Source organism: Sphingomonas sp. GW821-FHT10F09, from assembly GCF_058809195.1.
Window position 1 is genome coordinate 253919 of record NZ_JBXASI010000001.1, and the last position, 20172, is coordinate 274090.

Genomic DNA, 20172 nt, shown 5'->3' on the forward strand with positions numbered 1-20172 from the left:
ATCTCTTGCACGGGATGTTGATCGGCACGATCATGGCCCCGAAACGGGACGATGTTGCATTGCAGGAACAAATGGTCGAAAAGAACGTTTCCGCAGTCCAATTAGGTGGGAATTGTATATGAAGAAAATCGCAGGTTCCATTGCTGCGCTCGCTATGACGGTTGCGCCGCTGGCGGCGACGCCGGCGTTTGCAGCGCCTGCCAACCCGGCGGCGTCGCTGTCGGTGGCCAAGTCGGTTCGCGCGAGCGCACCGTCGGCCAAGAAGAACAACCTCGCCGGCGGTGGCCTGCTGGCCGCGCTGATCGCTGCTGGCGTCGTCGCCATCGGCGTCGTCGCGATCGTGCAGGACGATAACTCGGACAGCAACTAAGCTGTTCTGACATCGTTTCGAGCGGGGGCTGCGCGCAAGCGCGGCCCCCGTTTTCGTTCGGGCGTTCCCGTCGAGGCGTTGTCGCTTACGCCTGCTCGACCATGCTGGTTTCGTAGCCGCCGTCGCGCAGCGCGGCGATCAGCCGGTTGAGGTGATCGCGGTCGCGCGCCTCGCATTCGATATCGGTGACCAGTCCCTTCGCCGGCAGCGAGGTGAAGATGCGCTGGTGATAGATTTCGATGATGTTGACGCGCTGCTGGTCGAAGATCCGCGCGACGTTGAACAGGGCGCCGGGCTGGTCGCGGAGCCGCACGCGCAGCCGCGCGAGGCGGCCGGAACGGGCGAGGTCGCGCAGCAACACGTTGGCGAGGAGCCGCGTATCGATATTGCCGCCGCACAGCACGATGCCGACGGTACGGCCGCGGAATCGCTCCGGATAGGCCATCAGCGCGGCGAGTCCGGCGGCACCCGCCCCCTCGACCACCGTCTTTTCGATCTGGAGCAGCAGGCTGACCGCTTCCTCGAGGTTGCGTTCGCCGACCAACACGATGTCGTCGACCAGGTCGGCGATGATGCCGCTGGTGATCCCGCCCGGCTCCTTGACCGCGATCCCCTCCGCCAGCGTATCGCCGGCGCAGGGAAGGTTGGTGCCCCGGATCCGGTTGTACATCGACGGGAAGAGCTCGGCCTGCACGCCGACGATCTCGATCGGATGATCCGCCGCGCGCGCGACGACGGCGGTGCCGGAGATCAGGCCGCCGCCGCCGATCGGGATCAGCAGCGTGTCGAGGCCGGGCACGTCCTCCAGCATCTCGATCGCCGCGGTGCCCTGGCCGGCGATGACGCGCGGATCGTCGAACGGATGGACGAAGGTATAGCCGCACTCCGCCTCCAGCACGCGGGCGTGGGCGTAGGCGGCGTCGAACGTCTCGCCTTCCAGTACCACCTTCGCCTTGTGGCCTTCGGTCTGCGTCACCTTCACCGTCGGCGTGGTGCGCGGCATGACGATCGTCGCTGGGATGCCGAGCCGGTTGGCGTGATAGGCGAGGCCCTGCGCATGGTTGCCCGCCGATGCGGCGATCACGCCCTTGGCGCGCGCCTCGGGAGACAGCTGCAACAGCGTGTTGAGCGCGCCGCGCTCCTTGTAGGCGGCGGTGAACTGCAGGTTCTCGAACTTCAGATACACCGTCGCGCCGGTCATATCGCTCAGCGTCTTGCTGACGAGGGTCGGCGTGCGCACGATCGCGTCACGAATGCGCGCATGGGCGGCGCGGACGTCGTCGATGGTGACGGGGATGGCGGAGGATGCTGCGGCGTGTTTGGTGGCCATGGCCAGCCGCTAGACCATCTGGTGCGACGGGGGAACACCGCTTATGCGGGCGACTATGGCAAGAACGGCTTTCACGACGACCGCGATCGCACTGGCGATGACGATGCTGACCGGCCCGATGCTGTCGGGCACGGCATCCGCCGACGGCATCGTCGATAACGTCAACGGCATGACCCTCGACAAGGACGGCAAGGTCGTCCGGTTCCAGGCGCTGCTGGTGACGCCCGATGGCAAAGTGAGCAAGCTGTTGTCGGCGAAGGACAAACGGCCGGAGAAGCTCGACTGGCGGGCCGATCTCAAGGGGCGGACGCTGCTGCCCGGCATGATCGACGCACATGGCCATGTGATGGAACTCGGTTTCCGCGCGCTGGAGCTCGACCTCTCCGACACGAAGAGCCTCGCCGAGGCGCAGGCGAAGATCGCGGCCTATGCGCAGGCCAATCCGGATAAATCGTGGATCATCGGCGGCGGCTGGAATCAGGAGGCCTGGGGGCTGGGGCGGTTCCCCACCGCCGCGGACCTCGACGCCGCGGTCGGGAACCGCCCCGTCTGGCTGTCGCGCGCGGACGGCCATGCGAGCTGGGGCAACAGCGCCGCGCTCAAGGCGGCCGGCGTCACCGGCAAGAGCGTGTCGCCGCCGGGCGGGCGGATCGAGAAGGGCGCGGGCGGGCTGCCCGCTGGCGTGTTCGTCGATGCGGCGCAGGGTCTCGTCGCCCGGGTCGTGCCGCAGCCGCTCGGCAAGGACCGCAACGCCGCCTTCCTGAAGGCGCAGGCGATCCTGCTGAGCTATGGCATCACCGCCACCGCCGACATGGGCACCAGCATCGACGACTGGCTGACCTATCGCCGGATCGGCGATGCGGGCGGCTTGCGCGTGCGGATCATGAGCTATGGCGCGGGGGTCGACACGACGGTGCAGATCGGCGCGGTCGGTCCGTCGCCGTGGTTGTACAACGACCGGCTGAAGCTGGTCGGCGTCAAGCTGTACGCCGACGGCGCGCTGGGCTCGCGCGGCGCGTGGCTGAAGGCGCCTTATGCCGACGCCCCCGGTCAGTCGGGCGCGGGCTTCATGAACGACACCGTGATGCGCAACCTGATGAGCCGGGCGGCGATGGACGGCTATCAGGTCGCGGTGCACGCGATCGGCGACCGCGCCAATGCCGAGGCGCTCGATTCGATCGAGGAGATGGCGCAGACCTACAAGGGCGACCGGCGCTGGCGGATCGAACATACGCAGATCGTCGATCCCGTCGACCTGCCGCGCTTCGGCAAATACGGCACGATCGCGTCGATGCAGCCGACGCACCAGACCGGCGACCGCGTGATGGCGGAGGCGCGGCTGGGGCCGCAGCGGCTGGCGGGCGCTTATGCCTGGGCGTCGATGTTGAAGAATGGCGCGAAGCTCGCGTTCGGGTCCGACTTTCCGGTCGAGAAGCCCGATCCCTGGGCGGGCTGGGCCGCGGCCTTCACCCGTCAGGACGCCGATGGTCAGCCGTTCGGCGGCTGGCGCCCCGAAGAGGCGGTGACGCGCGAACAGGCGTGGTGGGCGTTCACCGGCGGCGCGGCCTATGCCGGCTTTGCCGAGGATCGCATCGGCCGCCTCGCACCGGGGCTGCGTGCCGATTTCATCATCGTCGATCGCGATCCGTTGCTCGCTTCGCCCGCCGACCTGCGCGCGACGAAGGTGCAGGAGACGTGGGTCGGAGGCGAAAAGGTGTGGGAGCGGAAATAGACCTTTCCGCGATCGTCGCCGAGATCGCCGCGGAAATGGCGGCGGCGCCCGATCGCGGCACGCCGGCGGACTATATCCCGCCACTCGCCTGCGTCGATCCCGCCCGGTTCGGCATGGCGGTGATCGAGGCCGACGGCACCTGCCATCTGGCCGGCGATGCCGAGGAAGCGTTCTCCATCCAGTCGATCAGCAAGGTGTTCGCGCTGACGCTGGCACTGGGCCATGTCGGCGACCAATTGTGGCAACGCGTCGGGCGCGAGCCGTCGGGCAGCGCGTTCAATTCGATCGTCCAGCTCGAATTCGAACATGGCATCCCGCGCAATCCGTTCATCAACGCGGGCGCGATCGTGGTCGCCGACGTGCTGCTCGGCCAGCACCAGCCGCGCGAGGCGATCGGCGAAATCCTGCGCTTCGTCCGGATGCTGACCGACGACGAGGATATCGTCATCGACCGCGCGGTGGCGGAGGCGGAGCTGGCGACCGGCGATCGCAACCGCGCGCTGGCGAGCTACATGCGGTCGTTCGACAATATCCGGCATGACGTCGAACGGACGCTGGGCGTCTATTTCCATCAATGCGCGCTGGCGATGAGCTGTCGCCAGCTGGCGCTCGCCGGCCGCTATCTGATGGCAGACGGGATGCTGCCGACGACCGGGCGGCGGATCGTCTCGGCGCAGCGCGCACGGCGGATCAACGCGCTGATGCTGACCTGCGGCCATTACGACGGGTCGGGCGAATTCGCCTTTCGGGTCGGCCTGCCCGGCAAATCGGGGGTGGGGGGCGGCATCCTCGCGGTGGTGCCGGGACGAGCGAGCATCGCGGTCTGGTCGCCCGGCCTGAACGCCCGCGGCAATTCGCAGCTCGGCACGCTGGCGCTGGAACGGCTGGTGCAGCGGACCGGCTGGTCGGTGTTCGAACCGGCGCGGGACCCGCTTTAAACCAGTTCGATATTCGAACGACGACGTGCCGAAAACGGCGGTTTTGAGCGACCCGGAGCGCAGCGTACGTTCGGGGCTGCATGCCGATCGACCCTAGACCTGCGGAAAACGGTCGCTGGCCTCCAGGGTGAAGCCGACGCCGAGGATCGACACCGGAAGCGTGATCGACACCTGCTTGTAGATCAGGCCGCCGATCGGTGCCGTCGTTTCGGTCCGCACCCGGTTGGCCGTCACCATGCCGATCCCGTTGGCGGCGGCGACCTGTAATGCATAGGCGATGGCGGGATCGACGCCGCTGCCCGACGCCGGGACCGTGCAGCGCGGCGAGTCGATCGCGAGGCAGCGGGCGACGGTATGCGCGGTGGACTGCAACGCATTCCAGCGCTGGAACGCGATCCCCGCCTGCACGATCATCAGCGCGATCGCGCAGAAGACCGGGGCGACCAGCGCGAATTCGACGATGGTCGCGCCCTTGGCGTCGCGCGACAGGCGGCGGATCATTTCGCCCGCACCACGACGGTTTCGGTCAGCGGGAACAGGCGCGCGCCGATCGCGGCGACGGGGATGATCGCCACGGGCGTCCCCGTGGTGCGGATCGTCACGAACTTGGCCGACATCGTATCGTCCCCGCAGGCGCTCCTCGTCATGCCGGTTGAGCGCCATCGGATCGGGGCGCCGCTGGTGCAGTAATAATCGTCGGCGGCGCCCGGCCCGGCGACGTTGTTGACCAGCACCGTCACGGTCGGCGCGGTTGCGCCTGCACCCTGCTGGACGATGGTGGCGATCGTCTGGCGGAACGCATCGGCGCTGCCGGCATCGACGTCGCCGCCATTCTCGAAAGCGTACATCGCGCCGGCGCTGACGCCGCGCAGCGCGTTGAGGCGGGCGTTATAGGCAAAGCCGATATCGACGATCAGCGCGACTAGCAGCAGCAGCGGCGGCAGCACGAGCGCGAATTCGATCAGCGCGACGCCCCCGCGGTCGGCCGCCAGCCGCGCGGAGGACCGGGCATGCGGCGTCGTCATTGCACCAGCACCGCGCGCCCGGCGGTATTGCCGGTCAGGCCGGCGCAGGGCGAGGCGTTGATCCGCGCATTCTGGTAGATGTCGAGCACGCCCGACACCACGCCGAAACAGCCCCCCGGTGGCGGCGTGATCGTCTGCGATCCATAGATCGACGCATTGGTGGCGGGCGCATAGACCAGCCCCGACATCGTATCCACCTGCCCCCCGGACTGGTACAGGTTGAACGCGCCGCCCCACACCGCGAACAGCAGGTTGCGATAGCCGAGCGTCGGGTGGGGATCGGTTGGCGCGGTCGCCTCGATCGTGCCGATCCCGAGCAGGCTGAGCGTCCCGCCCTTGAAGCCGAAGCTGGTGCCGATCGCGGTCAGCGAATCCGCCGTCAGCGCGAACGACCCGCCATACATCGCGACCGTGCCGGAGCCGGTCTCCGCCGACCCGCCCGCGCCGAAGGTGACGGACGCGCCCCCCGCGATGACCGTACCGCCATAGAAGCTCATGTCGCCGACCCCGAAGCTGGTCGTCGATCGCGGGTTGAGCGCGAGCGACCCGCCCTGGAAGTCGAACGGGCCGTTGCCCAGCGTCATCGTCCCGGTGTTCGAGACGCTGCCGCCGTAGAAATAGAAGGGACCGTTGCCGAAGGTCAGCGTCGATGTGGCCAGCACGTTGTAGATCGTGCCGCCCCACAGATAGAAGGGGCCGTTGCCGAACGACAGGCGGGTGCCGTAATTGGCGATCGACCCGCCGTTCACATAGACGGTGGCGTCACCGAACGTCAGCGTCGCGCCGCTGGCGACGGTCAGCGTGCCGCCGGCGAAGACGAACACCACCGACGCGCCCGGGGCGACCTCGAGGCGGCTGGTCGATCCCGTCGCTGCATTGACCGCGGCGCCGAAGACGTAGCAGCCCGAGCCGAAGGTCAGCGTGTTGGTGCCGCTGAACGACAGCGTCGCGGCGATCGTGGTCGGCGCGGTGCAGCGCGGATCGGCGCCGCCGCCCTGGAACGACAGGCTGGAATTGGCCACGGCCAGCGACCCGAGGCGCGCGTTGGCGGCGATCGTGGCGGACTGGCCGCTATAGGACTGGCTCGTGCCCGGGGGCGTCGACGGCCGCACCGGGGACAATGTGCCATAGGACCAGCCGCCCGCCATCGCCTTGAGATGGGCCAGCATGCCGGTGACCGGCGCGGTGCCGGCGATCGTATCGGTGACGGTCGCGCTATAGTCGAAGCCTGCGGCATTGGGCTGGAGGCTCGCGGTCGGGCAGAGATAGGGCGCTTCGGAAAGCGGCGTATAGCCGGTCGCGACAGTGGCGAGCACCGTCTCCGACTTGCCGCAGGAATAGAAGAAGGTCTTGGCCTCCGCCGTGCAGGCGGGGGCGGTGACGATCGCATTGTTGTAGATGTTGGTCGGGCCGGATTGCGACCGGAAGCAGGCACCGGTGCCCGACGGTTCGGCCCAGGAGGCGACGTTGACCGTCGGCCGGGCGCCGAGCGACAGCAGGCCGATCGGCAGCGTCACCGTCGTGCCGATCGTCGCCTTGAGCGCCCGCGCGCCGCTGCGGGCCGGGGATTGCGTCACCGTCAGGGTCGTGGCGCCGGCATCGAGGCCGTTGGCGGCGACGATCGCCCGGGCCGTCGCCAGCGCGGTCGCCGACGGTGCCGATCCGGCGATCGGTGCCGCCGTGCTGGTCGCGCCCAGCACCGCCAGATCGCTGACCATCTGGCGCTCCTGGCGGACCAGATAGAGGTTCGACAGGTCCAGCGCGAATGAGGTCGCTCCGGCCAGCGCCGTCAGGAACAGCGCGAACATCACCATCACGCTGCCGCGCCGGCTGTGCGCTATGCCCGCTCCGTCCGCGGGTCCGGGCGATGCGCGATGGTCGACCATGATCCGTATCCCTTGCCTCGGGCCCGGGTCTTTATGTCCACAATGGTCATAAGAAAACGTCAATGACGTACGTGCATGATCCGGCTGGCGGAATCATAACAAAGGCCGCGACACCCCCCGATGTCGCGGCCCCTTTCCCGATACACGGGGAAGATGTGTGACGGTCAGGCGACCGCGGTAATTTCCTCTGGCTCGCGAAGCACATAGCCGCGGCCCCAGACGGTCTCGATGTAATTCTCGCCCTCGCAGGCGAGACTCAGTTTCTTGCGCAGCTTGCAGATGAAGACGTCGATGATCTTGAGTTCCGGCTCGTCCATCCCGCCGTACAGGTGGTTGAGGAACATTTCCTTGGTCAGCGTCGTGCCCTTGCGGAGCGAGAGCAGCTCCAGCATCGCATATTCCTTGCCGGTCAGGTGGACGCGGCTGCCGTCGACCTCGACCGTCTTGGCATCCAGGTTGACCGCCAGCTTGCCGGTGCGGATGACCGACTGGCTGTGGCCCTTGGAGCGGCGGACGACGGCGTGGATGCGCGCGATCAGTTCTTCACGATGGAACGGCTTGGTGACGTAATCGTCGGCGCCGAAGCCGAAGCTGCGCACCTTGCTGTCCATCTCGTTGATCCCCGACAGGATCAGCACCGGGGTCGAGACGCGCGCGACGCGCAGTTTCTTGAGGACGTCGTAACCGTGCATGTCGGGCAGGTTGAGGTCGAGCAGGATGATGTCGTAATCGTAGAGTTTCCCGAGATCGAGACCCTCTTCGCCGAGGTCGGTGGTGTAGCAGTTGAAGCCTTCGGTCCCGAGCATCAGCTCGATCGCCTTGGCCGTGGTCGGCTCGTCCTCGATCAACAACACCCGCATCGCGAAGTCCCCTGTTGGCGAGACCGCAAGCACCCCTGCTTCACGGCTGGCCGAGATTCATTAACCAAAGAACATCTGAAGGCAAAAGGTTAATTTGGGTTTAATCGAGGGTTTCCCGCGAGTCGGGCCGCGAATCAGGCCTCCGGATCGTGCGGCGTCAGGTCGGGGCCGAGCAGCGTCTGGTGCCGGCTGCGCGGGATGTCCTCGCCCAGCACCTCGCGCAGGTAGAGGCTGCGCACGAGCGTGAAGATCACCACCAGCAGGGCGGCGGAAAAGAACAGGCCGAAGATGCCGAAGATCACGCCGATGCCGATGATCGCGAAGACGGTGATCGCCGGCGGGATCGAGATGACGCGGGCCTGGACGTAGGGGGTGATGAAGTTGGTCTGGACCAGACGGACGAACGCATAGGTGACCAGCGTGCCGATCAGCGGCCCCGTTCCCTGCGTCGCGGCGAGGCCGAGCGCCGGGATCATCGCCGCGGTCGGGCCGATATAGGGAATGAACTCCGACAGGCCGGCGAGCAACCCGAGCGCGGCGGCGGACGGCACGCCGGATATCCACAGGCCGAGCCCGATCAGCACCCCCATGCTGGTCATCAGGATCAGCGACGAACGCAGCCACAGCCGCAGCGTCGACCCGACGTCGAACAGCGCATCCTCGATCGCGGGGCGCTTGGTGGGCGGGATCAGGAACAGGAAGCCGCGCTGGTAGATGCCGGGATCGGCGGCGAAGAAGGCCGCGGCGACCAGCAGCAGGATGCAGTTGAGCAGCAGCTCGCCCGCGCCGGTGACGAGGCCGCCGACGTCCTGCGCGACCTTCGATCCCGCATAGGCCTGTTGCACGGCATCGACGATCTTGGCGCCGACCGGGCTTTGCGACGCCCAGGCGGCGAGCTGGTCGAGCAGGGTCGGCAGTTGCGTGACGAGCACGTTGACCTGCTCGCGGAACTGGACGCCGAACAGCCAGACGAGGAAGCCGACGATGCCGAAGGCGGTCGCCATGCCGAGGCCGAGCGACGCCTTTTCGGGGACGCGCAGATGGTCGCGATACAGGTCGGCGAGCGCATGGATCGCGATCGCGCCCAGCATCGATCCGAAGGCGAGGATCAGCAGGTTGCCCGCCTTGAACAGCGCCGCCGCCACCGCGGCGATGACGAGGACGTAGAGGACGCGACGGATGAACCGCGCGTCGTCCGCGTCGGGGGACAGGCGGTTCATGGTCGGGGAATCCTGCGGGACGCGGTCAACCCGCGGCGCCTTCGCGGCCCAGCGCGGCGCCGATCTCGGCAGCGGCGGTGCGCAGCAGGGGCACCAGCTCCTGCATGCGGTCCGCGTCCAGATAGGGCGCGGCGGCGGCGACGTTGATCGCGGCGACGATGCCGCCGGCGGCGTCGCGGACCGGCGCGGCGACCGAATGGATGTGATCGGGGGCGGGGCCGCATTGCAGCACGACGCCGCGCGCCGCCGCCGCGGTCATTTCCGCCAGCCAGTCGGGGCGGCGATGGGGCGCGTCGACCTGCCCGAACAGGCGCCGCCACGATCCCTCGCTATCGTCGAGCAGCAGGGCCTTGCCGAGCCCCGTCTCGCCGAGCCGGCGGCGGGTGCCGGGCTGGGTGGTGACGGCGACCCGCTCGCGCCCGGGGACGCGCAGCATATGGACCGATTCGTCGCCCTCGCGCCGTCCCATGAACGCGCTCATCCCGCTTTCCTGCGCCAGCCATTCCAGCTGCGGCCGGGCGAGCGCGACGAGGTCGGTCTGGTCCTGCACCAGATGGCGCAGACGCAGCAGCAGCCGGCCGCCGCGGACCTGGTTGTTCGGCCCCATCGCGAGGAACCCGCGCGAGGCGAGCGACCCGACGAGGCGATAGGCGATCGCGCGCGACAGGCCGCTGCGCTCCGCCAGCTGGATGACGGTCGCCGGCTCCTGCACGGCAAGCTCGAGCAGGTCGAGCCCGCGATCCAGCGTCTGCGTGCCGGCCTTGGCGGCGCGGCTTTCCTCGGGCGCATCCTCGGCGGCGGGCCGGCGCACAATGGCGGTGGTGGTCACTTCACGGTCTCTCCCAGACGGCCGTTCCGCGTTGCCCGAATCGGCCGTAACCGCAACCGATAACGTACAATGGGGCGGAACGGCAGCGTCCGTCAGGCCAGACGGATGACGTGGAGGAAGCGGGGGCCATGCGCGCCGCGCACATAGGTGCCCTCGATATCGGTCGTGCCCGACACGCCGGTGACCCAGTAATGCGCGCGCGGGTGGCTGCCGGCGAGCAGCGCATCCTCCAGATACGCCACCACCGCCGGCACGACGACGATATGGTGGAGCGCGAGGAAATTGGGCAGCATCGGCGCGTCCGCCGCGGTTTCGAAGACGAGGCTGCCGGTCTCGGCGACGCCGCAGCGCGCGATGGCGAGCGCGGCCGGCTCGTCGGGCGCGGCGGTGTCGTGCAGCGTGAAGCCGCTCCAGTCGCAGGCGGACAGGCGCGGATCGGGCGGCACGCAGAGCGTCTGCGCGAGGGCCTGACCGGCGCAATAGCGGGCGATCGCCGCGGGCAGTTCCGCCATGCCGGCGATGCGGTCGACGGTGGCGGCGACGCTCGGCAGCGTCAGCCGGGCGAGGAACGTCTCCTCCAGCGCGGCCGGGTCGACCGGCGGGCGTTCGGGCGCGACCAGCAGCGTCGCCGCGGTGCCGTCGATCGCCGCGGGGGTGGCCGTGCCGCCGAGCCGGGCGAGGATCGCCTCGCGCGCGGTCATGAGCGGCGCCCTTTGCGATATTGCGCCATGAAGCTCTCCGCGGCGGGTCTGGGCATGTCGCGGTACCTGGTCCAGCCGCCGGCGAGCGGCAGCCGGGTCAGCCAGCCGGTCCGCCCCATCAGCCGCATCGACCGGAGCGCCGCGGCGGTCGCGGCGCGGTACAGCCGCGGCCGGCGCGCGAACCACGCCCAGGCGCCGAGGCCCGATCGCAGCGAGGCAGGTTCCAGCCCCTCGCGCCAGCTCTTCTCGCGCCAGCCGCGCAGCAGCGTCGGCAGCGGGATACGGACCGGGCAGACCTCCTGGCATTTGCCGTTGAGCGTGCAGGCGTTGGGCAGGTCGCGCGACTGTTTCAGCCCGTCGAACGCGGGGGTGAGCACCGCGCCCATCGGGCCGGGATAGGTGCCGCCATAGGCATGGCCGCCGATCTGCCGGAACACGACGCAATGGTTCATGCACGCGCCGCAACGGATGCAGCGCAGCATCTCGGCCAGCCCCTCCTCGCGCATCGTCGTGCGGCCGTTGTCGACCAGCACGATGTGCATCTCCTCCGGCCCGTCGCGGTCGCCCGCGCGCTTCGGGCCGGTGTAGAAGGTGGTATACTGGCTCAGCGGCGCGCCGGTCGCCGATCGCGACAGCATGCGCAGCATATGGACGGCATGGCCGGTCGAGGGGACGATCTTCTCGATGCCGGCGGTGACGATATGCATGCGCGGCGGCACCAGCGACAGCTCGGCATTGCCCTCGTTGGTGACGGTGCAGACCGCACCGGTATCGGCGACGAGGAAGTTCGCGCCGGAGATGCCGACGTCGGCGGCGAGCATGCCCTCGCGCAGGTGCCGGCGCGCGCTTTCCGCCATCGCGGCGATGGTTTCCTCGACATGCGGATTGCGGTGGCTGGTCTTGAACAGCGTCGACACCTGTTCGCGCGTCTTGTGCATCGCCGGCCAGATGATGTGCGACGGGCGCTCGCCGCTCAGCTGGATGATATGTTCGGCAAGGTCGGTTTCGATCCGGCCGATCCCCGCCTCGGCGAGCGCATGGGGCAGGCCGATCTCCTCGCCGAGCATCGACTTGGAGCGCGCGACGCTCTTCGCCCCCGCCGCCGTGCACAGCCGCACGACGATGTCGCACGCCTCCTGCGCGGTGCGCGCCCAATGCACCGTCGCACCGGCGGCGGTGGCGTTCGCCTCGAATCGTTCGAGATAGAAGCCGAGGTTGGCGACGACATGGTCCTTGATCGCGGCGGCGCGGTCGCGCGCGGCGTCGAAATCGGGGAAGGCGTCGACCGCGATCGTGCGCTTCGCCTCGGCGGTGCCGGCGGTGCGCTCGACCGCGAGCTTGAGGTTGCGGTCGGCGAGCGCCTCGTCGACGCGGGCGGCGAAGCTCATGCCTCTTCCCCGATCGCGGGGCCGTCGCCCATGCCGGCGATCAGCTCGATCGCGTGGAAGGCGCGCACCGGCGACCCTTCGCGATGCAGCTTGCCCGCCATGTTCATCAGGCAGCCGAGGTCGCCCGCGAGCAGCAGGTCGGCACCGGTCGCGTCGATCGCGGTCGCCTTCTCCGCGACGATCGCGTTCGAGATGGCGGGATATTTGACGCAGAAGGTGCCGCCGAAGCCGCAGCAGGTTTCCGCGCCGTCGAGCGGTTTCAGCGCGAGGCCGTCGACCGCGGCGAGCAGACGGCGCGGCTGGCGCTTGATGCCGAGTTCGCGCAGGCCGGAACAGCTGTCGTGATAGGTGGCGGTGGCGGGCAGGGCGACGCCCTCGGGTTTCCAGCCGCGCACCTCGTCCAGATAGGCCATGATCTCCCAGGTCTTCGCCGCCAGCGCGGTGGCGCGCGGTCCCCATGTCGCGTCATGGTCGAGGATCTCGGGATAATGGACGCGGATCGTCGCGGCGCAGCTGCCCGACGGAATGACGACATGGTCGTAGGGCTCCAGCGCGGCGATGGCGCGGCGGGCGAGGTCCTCGGCGGTTTTGCGGTCGCCCGAATTGAGCGCGGGCTGGCCGCAGCAGGTCTGCGCTTCGGGCACGATCACCTCGCAACCCGCGGCTTCCAGCGCGGTGATCGCGGCGAAGCCAATCTGCGGGCGGATCAGGTCGACGAGGCAGGTGACGAACAGCGCGACACGGGGGGCGGTCATCGTCCGCCCTTCCGGCAGGGATGGCGTTCGGCCGGGCGCAGGGACGGTGGCGATCGTCGGTTCAACCTCGTTTTCCTCACCTGTCCCGAGTCTCCGTTTGACGCGGCTTTTCTCATCACGTAACGAGCTATCCCATAAAGTGAAAAAAGTAACAAGCTCGGGAGGGATGCTCGTACCGCCATCGGCGGTGTCCGGCCCGGGACTGATACTGGCGACAAACGGGAGTTTCGCGTGGGAATCGTGTCCTTGCCCAAGATCAAGCATGTCCGCGCCTTTACGGTGCGCGGCGGCGGTGCCGACTACCACGACCAGGGCGAAGGCCATTGGATCGACAACCACATCGCGACGCCGATGTCGCGTTATCCCGAATACCGCCAGTCGCGGCAGAGTTTCGGCATCAACGTGCTCGGCACATTGGTGGTCGAGATCGAGGCGGAGGACGGCACGATCGGCTTCGCGGTGACGACCGGCGGCGAGCCCGCCTGCTACATCGTCGAGAAGCATCTCGCCCGCTTCCTCGAGGGGCGCAGCCCGACCGACTATGAGAAGATCTGGGACCAGATGTACTTCTCGACCCAATATTACGGGCGCAAGGGGCTCGTCATCAACGCCATCTCCGGCGTTGACCTCGCGCTGTGGGACCTGCTCGGCAAGCTGCGGCAGGAGCCGGTCTATCACCTGCTCGGCGGCGCGGTGCGCGACGAGCTGCAATTCTACGCGACCGGCGCGCGGCCCGACAAGGCGAAGGAATTCGGCTTCATCGGCGGCAAGATGCCGCTGCACCACGGCCCCGCCGAGGGGATCGAGGGCCTCAAGAAGAATATCGCCGAACTCGCCGACATGCGCGAAAAGTGCGGGCCGGATTTCTGGCTGATGTGGGATTGCTGGATGGCGCTCGACGTCGACTATGCCACCCGCCTCGCCATCGCCGCGCACGATTATGGCCTGAAATGGATCGAGGAGGCGATCAGCCCCGACGATTACTGGGGCTATGCGCAGCTCAAGCAGAACGTGCCCAAGGGCATGCTGGTCACCACCGGCGAGCATGAGGCGACGCGCTGGGGCTTCCGCATGCTGATGGAGATGGACTGCTGCGACATCATCCAGCCGGATGTGGGCTGGTGCGGGGGCGTCACCGAATTGTTGAAGATCAGCGCGCTCGCCGATGCGCACGGCAAGATGGTCGTGCCGCACGGGTCGTCGGTCTACAGCTATCACTTCGTCATCACGCGCCACAATTCGCCGTTCGCGGAATATCTGATGATGCACCCCGGCCCGACCGAGGTGGTGCCGATGTTCCATCCGCAGCTGATCGGCGAGCCGGTGCCGCAGAACGGACGGCTGAAGGCGAGCGCGCTCGACGCGCCCGGCTTCGGCGTCGAGCTGAACCGCGACATCGCGATGCACCGTCCCTACACCCACTGATCCTTCGAGAAAGATCCTCCCCATGAAGCTTTGCCGTTTTGGCCAGCCGGGCGCCGAGAAGCCCGGCCTGATCGACGCACAGGGGCGCATCCGCGACCTGTCCGCGCATGTCGCCGACATCTCGCCCGCCGAGCTGTCGCCCGAGGGGCTGGCGCGTCTCGCCGCGCTGCCGGTCGACGACCTGCCGGTGGTCGAGGGTGATCCGCGCTACGGCGTGCCGTTCAGCGGCACCCGCCAGTTCGTCGCGATCGGCCTCAACTATGCCGACCACGCCGCCGAATCGAACCTGCCGATCCCCGGCGAGCCGGTCGTGTTCAACAAGTGGATCTCGTGCCTGCAGGGGCCGAACGATCCGGTGACGATCCCGAAGGATTCGCTCAAGACCGATTGGGAGGTCGAACTCGGCATCGTCATCGGCACCGCCGCCAACAACGTGTCGGAAGCCGATGCGCTGCGCCACGTCGCGGGCTTCGTCGTCGTCAACGACGTGTCCGAGCGTCACTGGCAGACCGAGCGCGGGCCGACGTGGGACAAGGGCAAGGGCTTCCCGACCTTCGGTCCGGTCGGGCCGTGGCTGGTCACCAGCGACGAGGTCGGCGATCCGCAGGCCCTGTCGATGTGGCTGTCGGTCAACGGCAAGCGCGTGCAGGACGGCAGCACGTCGACGATGATCTTCGGCGTGGCGGAGATCGTCGCCTATGTCTCGAAGCTGATGACGCTGCTGCCTGGCGACATCATCACCACCGGCACGCCGCCGGGCGTCGGCCTCGGCCAGAAGCCCGAACCCTGGTATCTGAAGGCGGGCGACGTCGTCGAACTCGGCATCGAGAAGCTGGGGCAGCAGCGCCAGGACTTCGTCGCCTGGACCGGAACCGCGGCATGACGTTCACGGGACGGTTCGAGGGGCGCCACGCGGTGATCACCGGTGGCGCTTCGGGTCTGGGCAAGGATGTCGCGAAGCGCATCGTCGCCGAGGGCGGCACGGTGGCGCTGTGGGATCTCAACGCCGACGCGCTGGCGGCGGCGAAGGACGAGATCGGCGCGGCGCACGTCGTCGCGCTCGACGTGTCCGACGCGGATGCGGTGGCGCAGGCGGCGGCGGACACGCTGGCGGCGCTCGGCAAGGTCGACGTGCTGGTCTGCTCGGCCGGGATCACCGGCGCGACGGTGCCGGTGCACGAATTTCCGATCGACAACTGGCTCAAGGTCGTGGGCGTCAATTTGAACGGGTTGTTCTACTGCAACCGGGCAATCGTTCCGGCGATGCTGGCGAACGGCTACGGGCGGATCGTCAACGTCGCCTCGGTCGCGGGCAAGGAGGGCAACCCCAATGCGTCGGCCTATTCCGCGACCAAGGCGGGCGTGATCGGCTTCACCAAGAGCCTCGGCAAGGAACTGGCGGGCAAGGGCGTGATCGCCAACGCACTGACCCCGGCGACGTTCGAAAGCCCGATCCTCGAGCAATTGCCGCAGAGCCAGGTCGACTACATGCGCTCCAAGATCCCCATGGGCCGCCTCGGCGAGGTGCATGAATCGACCGCGATGGTCTGTTTCATGGCCAGCGAGGAATGCAGCTTCACGACGGCGTCGGTGTTCGACACGTCCGGGGGGCGGACGACCTACTGACGTTCCCGCCCGTCCTCACCCATCCGCCGCTGGCGCGGCGCCCTCCCTCTCCCGGTGGGAGAGGGAAAGGCGGCGAAGCCGGCGCAGGGTGAGGGCAGGGCGGAACGCTGGTGTTTCCCATATCCCGCAGCCGTCCGGCACGAGACGGCGCGGGCCCTTGCCGGAGAGACGGATGACCGCGATCCCGTTCGTCGATGCCCACATCCATCTGTGGGACCTGAACCACATCCGCTATCCGTGGCTGACCCCGCCGTTCGACGGCGACGGCCCCAACGGCAGCGCCGATGCGATCGCGCGCGATTATGGCGTCGCCGACTATCGCGCCGCTCTCGCCCGCTGGAACGTGGTGGGCGCGGTGCATATCGACGCCGGCGCGGATGCGGCGCACGCCCTGCGCGAAACCGAATGGCTGGAGGGCCTCGCCACCGACACCGGCCTGCCGACCGGCATCGTCGCTTATGCGGATCTCGCCGATCCGGGCGCGGACGCGCTGCTGTCGCAGCAGGCCGCGCATCCCCGCGTCCGTGGCATCCGCCAGATCGTCAACTGGCATGCCGATGCGCAGCGGACCTACACCCCTCGCGACCTGACACGCGACGACGCGTGGCAGGCGGGGTTCGCGCGGCTGGCGGCGCATCGCCTGTCGTTCGACCTGCAATGCTATCCGGGGCAGATGCCGGGGCTGGTGCCGCTGTTCGCGCGCCATCCCGACGTGCCGGTCGTCGTCAACCACCTCGGCATGCCGGTGATGAGCGATCCCGATGGCCTTGCCGACTGGCGCCACGGGATGCGCGCGCTGGCGGCGCTGCCGCACGTCGCGGTCAAGCTGTCGGGCCTCGGCTTCATCTGGCGCGACTGGACGCCGGAACGGGTGCGGCCGATCCTGCTGGAGGCGATCGACCTGTTCGGTCCCGAACGCTGCCTGTTCGCGAGCGATGCGCCGACGGACACGCTGTTCGCCCCGATCGACCGCTATCTCGAAACCTACCACGCCATCGCCGCCGATTTTTCCGATGCCGAGCGCCACGCGATGTTCGGTCGTAACGCGAACCGCCTCTATCGACTGGGACTGCATCCATGACCCCCAATCCGCTGCTCGGCGTCCTGTACCATTGGCTGGGCGGGCTCGCCTCCGCCAGTTTCTACGTCCCCTATCGTGGCGTGAAGCGCTGGTCGTGGGAGATCTACTGGCTGACCGGGGGCATCTTCTCCTGGGTGTTCGCGCCATGGTTCTTCGCGTCGCTCCAGACCAACGATCTGCTCGGCGTGCTCGGCAGCGCGCCGGCACCCGCCTTCTGGTGGCCGATCCTGTTCGGGTTGCTGTGGGGCTTCGGCGGGCTCGGTTATGGCCTCGTCATGCGCTATCTCGGGCTGAGTCTCGGCATGGCGGTGGTGCTGGGGTTGTGTACCGTGTTCGGCACGCTGATCCCGCCGCTGTTCACCGGCGAATTCCACGAGAAGCTGCTGGCGACGACGTCGGGCAACATCGTGCTCGCGGGGATCGGCCTGACGGTGCTCGGCATCGTCGTCGTCGCCATCGCCGGCGCGCAGAAGGACGCGTTGCTCAGCCCCGAACAAAAGGCCGCGGTGGTCGCGGAGTTCGACTTCAGGAAGGGCATCGCGGTCGCGATCTTCGCCGGCATCATGTCCGCCTGCTTCGCCTTCGGCCTCGCCGCGGGCGAGCCGATCAAGGGCCTGTCCGCCGCCGCGGGCACCGGGCCGCTGTGGACCGGATTGCCGGTGCTGTGCCTCGTCATGTTCGGCGGGCTCGTCACCAATCTGGTCTGGTGCTCGATCCTCGTCGTCCGCAACCGCAGCGGCGCGGAATGGCTGGGGCGGACCAAGCCCGGCATCGAACGCCCGCCGTTGCTGCGCAACTACGTGCTCAGCGCGCTGGCGGGCGTCACCTGGTACTTCCAGTTCTTCTTCTACACGATGGGCGAGAGCCAGATGGGGCGGCTCGGCTTCTCCAGCTGGACGCTGCACATGGCGTCGATCATCATCTTCGGCACGCTCTGGGGTTTCGCCTTCCGCGAATGGAAGGATGTCGGCGTGCGGATCAAGGGCATCGTCTGGGGCGGCGTCGTCCTGCTGCTGATCGCGACGGTCGTGATCGGCTATGGCAACAGCATCGCATGACGGGCGCGGCGGCGTGATCCGGCTGGCGCTCGCCGCCGCGCTGCTGACGCTCACCGGCGCGGCGCCGGTGCGGCCCGCGGCGGAGGCGCCGCTGGTGATGACCGCAATGCACCTGCACGATCCGTGGATCGTCGCCGACACCGCGAGCCGCACCTATTATCTGTTCACCCGCAACGAAGCGGCGATGACCGGCGACACCCGGCTCGGCACGATGATGTACGCCAGCCGCGACCTGAAGCACTGGACCCGGCCGAAGCTGGTCTTCGCGCTGCCGCCCGGCATCTGGGCGAAGGCGGGCAGCTGGGCGCCCGAGGTGCATGCGTGGAAGGGGAAATACTATCTCTTCACCACCTTCCACGATCCCGCCGCGACCCTGGGCAAAAGCGGCAAGCGGGCGACCTATCGCCGCGGCACAATGCTGGCGGTGGCGGACCGGATCGACGGGCCGTATCGGCTGGTGCGCGGCGGCGAACCGATCGTCGCGGCCGACCGAATGACGCTCGACGGATCGCTCTACGTCGATCCGAAGGGCAGGCCGTGGCTCGTCTATGCGCACGAATGGTGGCAGACCGGCGTCGGCACGATGGAGGCGGTGCCGCTGGCCGACGATCTGTCCGCCGCCGGCGCGCCGCAGGTGCTGTTCAGGGCAAGCGACGCCCCCTGGGCGGTCGGGCAGAGACAGCCGGGCGGCGACACGGTCTACGTCACCGATGGCCCCGAACTGTATCGCAGCCGGACCGGCAAGCTGCTGATGCTGTGGTCGAGCTACGGCAGGAAGGGCTATGTCGAAGCGCAGGCGCGCTCTGTGTCCGGGGGGATTGCGGGGCCGTGGGAACAGCTCGGCACGCTGGTGGAGCGCGACAGTGGCCATGGCATGCTGTTCCGCGCCTTCGACGGGCGGCTGATGATGATCCTGCACCGCCCGTTCAACTATGCGCTCGGCAAGCTGTACGAGATGCGCGACGACGGCGACCGGCTGTCGGTCGTGCGCGAGGCGACCGAGCTGGATGGCGAGGCCTATCCGACGCACCCCTGCGTCGCCGGCCATTCCTCGTTCGATGGAGCGACACCGGGATGCTGATGCTGGGCGCGGATGCGGTGCTGCCGCTGCGGGGCGAAACGCTGGTCGATGGCGGCGTGACGTTCGAGCCGGACCGTAGCGACGATCAGGCGGTGGTGACCGCGGTCGCGCAGCCGGTGCTGCTCGCATTCCGCCCCGCCGTTCCCAATGGCGCGGCGATGCTGGTGCTGGGCGGCGGCGGGTATGTCGCCTTGATGGTGGGGCGTGAGGGTATTCAGGTTGCCCGCTGGCTGAACACGCTGGGCTACACGGCGTTCGTGCTGATCCATCGCTTTCCGGATGCGCGGCATGGCCCGGCCGCGCCGCTGGACGATGCGGGCGAGGCGCTGCGCATGATCCGGGCGGCGGGGTTCGATGCGGTCGGCGTCGTCGGTCTGTCGTCGGGCGGGCATCTCGCCGCCTGCCTCGCCGCGGCGCGCCCGGCGGACTGGCCCGGCGCTGCGCCCGACCGGCCCGACGCGATGGTCATCGGCTATGCGCCCATCTCGACCAACGCCGCGGGGCGGACGATCGTCGCCGACAAGCCGCCGCTGCCGCCGGCCGAGAAACAGGCGCTGTACGACGCGCTCCAGCCCGACGCGCAATTGCTGCCCGCGCCGCCGCCGGCGTTCATCGTCTATGCCGGCAACGATCCCGTCGTGCCGGTGGAGAATGCGCACCGCCTGCACGCGGCGTGGCTGGCGGCAGGGGGCGCCGCGGAATTGCACGTCTTCGCCGACGCGCCGCACGGCTTCGCGCTGGACACGGTCGGCCTGCCGGTATCGGCATGGCCGACGCTGGCGGCGGCGTGGTTGCGACAGATCGGCTTTCCGCGATCGACCGGCGACGGTCGCCAGCCGACGTAAGACGAACCGATCGTGCCGTCAG

At 68.6% G+C, this 20172-nt stretch carries 20 protein-coding genes; 10 read left to right on the forward strand and 10 right to left on the reverse strand.

The features are described from left to right. Nucleotides 1-118 precede the first annotated feature (118 nt). Entirely contained in the window at nt 119-370 is a 252-nt protein-coding gene (locus AC1RTO_RS01115; RefSeq protein WP_493159132.1) for a hypothetical protein, read from the forward strand. Nucleotides 371-455: 85 nt separating this feature from the next. Here AC1RTO_RS01115 and AC1RTO_RS01120 read toward each other — a convergent pair whose 3' ends face one another. Next, nucleotides 456-1700: a threonine ammonia-lyase gene (locus AC1RTO_RS01120; RefSeq protein WP_293876535.1), complete on the reverse strand. Its 1245-nt coding sequence runs from the start codon at nt 1698-1700 to the stop codon at nt 456-458. Nucleotides 1701-1755: 55 nt separating this feature from the next. Here AC1RTO_RS01120 and AC1RTO_RS01125 point away from each other — a divergent pair, with 55 nt between their 5' ends. Both AC1RTO_RS01125 and AC1RTO_RS01130 read left to right on the forward strand, forming a co-directional pair. After that, nucleotides 1756-3432, forward strand: a complete 1677-nt coding sequence (locus tag AC1RTO_RS01125; protein WP_493159133.1) for an amidohydrolase — start codon at nt 1756-1758, stop codon at nt 3430-3432. Next, nucleotides 3429-4370 (forward strand): glutaminase, encoded by a 942-nt coding sequence (locus AC1RTO_RS01130; RefSeq protein ID WP_493160302.1) that lies wholly within the window; start codon nt 3429-3431, stop codon nt 4368-4370. The genes AC1RTO_RS01125 and AC1RTO_RS01130 overlap by 4 nt, the downstream gene beginning before the upstream one ends. Before the next feature lie 93 nt (nt 4371-4463). Here the strand turns inward: AC1RTO_RS01130 and AC1RTO_RS01135 are convergent, their stop codons facing one another. The 9 genes from AC1RTO_RS01135 to AC1RTO_RS01175 all read right to left on the reverse strand — a co-directional run bounded on the left by AC1RTO_RS01135 (nt 4464) and on the right by AC1RTO_RS01175 (nt 13034). Continuing rightward, nucleotides 4464-4871, reverse strand: coding sequence for a TadE/TadG family type IV pilus assembly protein (locus tag AC1RTO_RS01135; protein WP_493159134.1), 408 nt, complete (start codon nt 4869-4871; stop codon nt 4464-4466). Next, entirely contained in the window at nt 4868-5395 is a 528-nt protein-coding gene (locus tag AC1RTO_RS01140; RefSeq protein WP_493159135.1) for a TadE/TadG family type IV pilus assembly protein, read from the reverse strand. The genes AC1RTO_RS01135 and AC1RTO_RS01140 overlap by 4 nt, the downstream gene beginning before the upstream one ends. Continuing rightward, nucleotides 5392-7281: a hypothetical protein gene (locus AC1RTO_RS01145; protein ID WP_493159136.1), complete on the reverse strand. Its 1890-nt coding sequence runs from the start codon at nt 7279-7281 to the stop codon at nt 5392-5394. The genes AC1RTO_RS01140 and AC1RTO_RS01145 overlap by 4 nt, the downstream gene beginning before the upstream one ends. Before the next feature lie 164 nt (nt 7282-7445). Then, nucleotides 7446-8141, reverse strand: coding sequence for a response regulator transcription factor CtrA (gene ctrA, locus AC1RTO_RS01150; RefSeq protein ID WP_293876543.1), 696 nt, complete (start codon nt 8139-8141; stop codon nt 7446-7448). A 134-nt stretch (nt 8142-8275) separates the two neighbouring features. After that, nucleotides 8276-9361 (reverse strand): AI-2E family transporter, encoded by a 1086-nt coding sequence (locus tag AC1RTO_RS01155; RefSeq protein ID WP_493159137.1) that lies wholly within the window; start codon nt 9359-9361, stop codon nt 8276-8278. Between the two features lie 25 nt (nt 9362-9386). Then, a complete protein-coding gene (locus AC1RTO_RS01160; RefSeq protein WP_493159138.1) occupies nt 9387-10190 on the reverse strand; it encodes an IclR family transcriptional regulator in 804 nt (267 codons plus the stop codon). 92 nt (nt 10191-10282) lie between these two features. Beyond that, entirely contained in the window at nt 10283-10891 is a 609-nt protein-coding gene (locus AC1RTO_RS01165; RefSeq protein WP_493159139.1) for a LutC/YkgG family protein, read from the reverse strand. Next, a complete protein-coding gene (locus AC1RTO_RS01170) occupies nt 10888-12279 on the reverse strand; it encodes a lactate utilization protein B (RefSeq protein ID WP_493159140.1) in 1392 nt (463 codons plus the stop codon). The genes AC1RTO_RS01165 and AC1RTO_RS01170 overlap by 4 nt, the downstream gene beginning before the upstream one ends. Continuing rightward, a complete protein-coding gene (locus tag AC1RTO_RS01175; protein WP_493159141.1) occupies nt 12276-13034 on the reverse strand; it encodes a (Fe-S)-binding protein in 759 nt (252 codons plus the stop codon). The genes AC1RTO_RS01170 and AC1RTO_RS01175 overlap by 4 nt, the downstream gene beginning before the upstream one ends. Nucleotides 13035-13274: 240 nt before the next feature. Here AC1RTO_RS01175 and rhmD point away from each other — a divergent pair, with 240 nt between their 5' ends. The 7 genes from rhmD (at nt 13275) to AC1RTO_RS01210 (ending at nt 20150) form a co-directional block, all read left to right on the forward strand. Then, entirely contained in the window at nt 13275-14459 is a 1185-nt protein-coding gene (gene rhmD / locus AC1RTO_RS01180; RefSeq protein WP_493160303.1) for an L-rhamnonate dehydratase, read from the forward strand. Nucleotides 14460-14481: 22 nt separating this feature from the next. Beyond that, nucleotides 14482-15342 (forward strand): fumarylacetoacetate hydrolase family protein, encoded by an 861-nt coding sequence (locus tag AC1RTO_RS01185; RefSeq protein WP_493159142.1) that lies wholly within the window; start codon nt 14482-14484, stop codon nt 15340-15342. Beyond that, on the forward strand, nt 15339-16085 hold the full coding sequence (locus AC1RTO_RS01190) for an SDR family NAD(P)-dependent oxidoreductase (RefSeq protein WP_493159143.1): 747 nt from the start codon (nt 15339-15341) through the stop codon (nt 16083-16085). Before AC1RTO_RS01185 ends, AC1RTO_RS01190 begins: the two co-directional genes overlap by 4 nt. A 172-nt stretch (nt 16086-16257) precedes the next feature. Further along, entirely contained in the window at nt 16258-17166 is a 909-nt protein-coding gene (locus AC1RTO_RS01195) for an amidohydrolase family protein (protein WP_493159144.1), read from the forward strand. Further along, entirely contained in the window at nt 17163-18224 is a 1062-nt protein-coding gene (rhaT, locus tag AC1RTO_RS01200; RefSeq protein WP_493159145.1) for an L-rhamnose/proton symporter RhaT, read from the forward strand. The genes AC1RTO_RS01195 and rhaT overlap by 4 nt, the downstream gene beginning before the upstream one ends. After that, nucleotides 18205-19305 (forward strand): glycoside hydrolase family 43 protein, encoded by a 1101-nt coding sequence (locus AC1RTO_RS01205; RefSeq protein ID WP_493159146.1) that lies wholly within the window; start codon nt 18205-18207, stop codon nt 19303-19305. Before rhaT ends, AC1RTO_RS01205 begins: the two co-directional genes overlap by 20 nt. Next, nucleotides 19299-20150, forward strand: a complete 852-nt coding sequence (locus AC1RTO_RS01210; RefSeq protein ID WP_493159147.1) for an alpha/beta hydrolase — start codon at nt 19299-19301, stop codon at nt 20148-20150. Before AC1RTO_RS01205 ends, AC1RTO_RS01210 begins: the two co-directional genes overlap by 7 nt. Nucleotides 20151-20172: the final 22 nt, after the last annotated feature.

Excerpts from the sequence above, each read along its gene's own strand:
- AC1RTO_RS01115 (WP_493159132.1), top strand. The coding sequence starts at position 119 with ATGAAGAAAATCGCAGGTTCCATTGCTGCGCTCGCTATGACGGTTGCG.
- AC1RTO_RS01120 (WP_293876535.1), bottom strand. The coding sequence starts at position 1,700 with ATGGCCACCAAACACGCCGCAGCATCCTCCGCCATCCCCGTCACCATC.
- AC1RTO_RS01125 (WP_493159133.1), top strand. The coding sequence starts at position 1,756 with ATGGCAAGAACGGCTTTCACGACGACCGCGATCGCACTGGCGATGACG.
- AC1RTO_RS01135 (WP_493159134.1), bottom strand. The coding sequence starts at position 4,871 with ATGATCCGCCGCCTGTCGCGCGACGCCAAGGGCGCGACCATCGTCGAA.
- AC1RTO_RS01140 (WP_493159135.1), bottom strand. The coding sequence starts at position 5,395 with ATGACGACGCCGCATGCCCGGTCCTCCGCGCGGCTGGCGGCCGACCGC.
- AC1RTO_RS01145 (WP_493159136.1), bottom strand. The coding sequence starts at position 7,281 with ATGGTCGACCATCGCGCATCGCCCGGACCCGCGGACGGAGCGGGCATA.
- ctrA (WP_293876543.1), bottom strand. The coding sequence starts at position 8,141 with ATGCGGGTGTTGTTGATCGAGGACGAGCCGACCACGGCCAAGGCGATC.
- AC1RTO_RS01155 (WP_493159137.1), bottom strand. The coding sequence starts at position 9,361 with ATGAACCGCCTGTCCCCCGACGCGGACGACGCGCGGTTCATCCGTCGC.
- AC1RTO_RS01165 (WP_493159139.1), bottom strand. The coding sequence starts at position 10,891 with ATGACCGCGCGCGAGGCGATCCTCGCCCGGCTCGGCGGCACGGCCACC.
- AC1RTO_RS01170 (WP_493159140.1), bottom strand. The coding sequence starts at position 12,279 with ATGAGCTTCGCCGCCCGCGTCGACGAGGCGCTCGCCGACCGCAACCTC.
- AC1RTO_RS01175 (WP_493159141.1), bottom strand. The coding sequence starts at position 13,034 with ATGACCGCCCCCCGTGTCGCGCTGTTCGTCACCTGCCTCGTCGACCTG.
- AC1RTO_RS01185 (WP_493159142.1), top strand. The coding sequence starts at position 14,482 with ATGAAGCTTTGCCGTTTTGGCCAGCCGGGCGCCGAGAAGCCCGGCCTG.
- AC1RTO_RS01190 (WP_493159143.1), top strand. The coding sequence starts at position 15,339 with ATGACGTTCACGGGACGGTTCGAGGGGCGCCACGCGGTGATCACCGGT.
- AC1RTO_RS01195 (WP_493159144.1), top strand. The coding sequence starts at position 16,258 with ATGACCGCGATCCCGTTCGTCGATGCCCACATCCATCTGTGGGACCTG.
- rhaT (WP_493159145.1), top strand. The coding sequence starts at position 17,163 with ATGACCCCCAATCCGCTGCTCGGCGTCCTGTACCATTGGCTGGGCGGG.
- AC1RTO_RS01205 (WP_493159146.1), top strand. The coding sequence starts at position 18,205 with ATGGCAACAGCATCGCATGACGGGCGCGGCGGCGTGATCCGGCTGGCG.
- AC1RTO_RS01210 (WP_493159147.1), top strand. The coding sequence starts at position 19,299 with ATGCTGATGCTGGGCGCGGATGCGGTGCTGCCGCTGCGGGGCGAAACG.